Consider the following 292-nt stretch of genomic DNA (forward strand, 5'->3'; position numbering starts at 1 on the left):
GCTCTACTGGGGCAACAGGTTCGACCGGATCGACTGGAGCAACAGGCTCTACTGGAGCAACCGGCTCGACCGGTGATACCGGAGCAACTGGCTCGACAGGTTCGACTGGAGCAACAGGTTCGACTGGGGCGACCGGTTCGACCGGCGCCACAGGTGCAACCGGTGATACCGGAGCAACTGGCTCGACCGGATCGACAGGTTCGACCGGCTCTACTGGGGCAACAGGTTCGACCGGATCGACTGGAGCAACAGGCTCTACTGGAGCAACCGGCTCGACCGGTGATACCGGAGC

General features: G+C 63.0%; 1 protein-coding gene. It reads right to left on the bottom strand.

The features are described from left to right. Positions 1-292: hypothetical protein (locus EN955_RS35820; protein ID WP_245492860.1), on the bottom strand; the 292-nt coding region annotated here is incomplete at both ends.

Origin of the sequence: Mesorhizobium sp. M7A.F.Ca.CA.001.04.2.1 (genome assembly GCF_003998485.1) — a bacterium.
GTDB classification, from domain to species: domain Bacteria; phylum Pseudomonadota; class Alphaproteobacteria; order Rhizobiales; family Rhizobiaceae; genus Mesorhizobium; species Mesorhizobium ciceri.